The following is a 276-nucleotide window of genomic DNA, read 5'->3' as shown; positions in this document are numbered from 1 at the left end:
ACCTTGGGTCATGGCGTTTGAAGTCGTAGAAACGTCGCAAGTCTTTATGCGTACCGTTGCCAAAATTGAACCAGAATGGATTATCTCAGCGGCAGGTGATTTATTAAAATATCACTACTTTGAGCCGCATTGGTCGAAAAAGACGGGGCGTGTCAAAGCTTACGCGCAGATCAGCTTATTTGGTTTGATTATTATCAGTAAGCAGCTGACCAATTACGAGCAAGTCAATCTGGTTGAGTCACGAGAAATCTTTATCCGCGATGGTTTGGTCACGGG

The 276-nt window shown here is 44.6% G+C and carries 1 protein-coding gene; it reads left to right on the top strand.

Features of this window, described 5'->3' with window-relative positions; all coding sequences use genetic code 11:
- Positions 1-10: 10 nt before the first annotated feature.
- A partial coding sequence (locus AAEY62_RS22270) for a DUF3418 domain-containing protein (RefSeq protein ID WP_350636580.1) occupies positions 11-276 on the top strand: 266 nt, incomplete at its 3' end.

Origin of the sequence: Pseudoalteromonas sp. GW168-MNA-CIBAN-0100, from assembly GCF_040309225.1 — a bacterium.
Classification (GTDB): domain Bacteria; phylum Pseudomonadota; class Gammaproteobacteria; order Enterobacterales; family Alteromonadaceae; genus Pseudoalteromonas; species Pseudoalteromonas arctica.
Note: the sequence above shows the minus strand (reverse complement) of the source record. Positions and strands in the feature narration are given on the sequence as shown.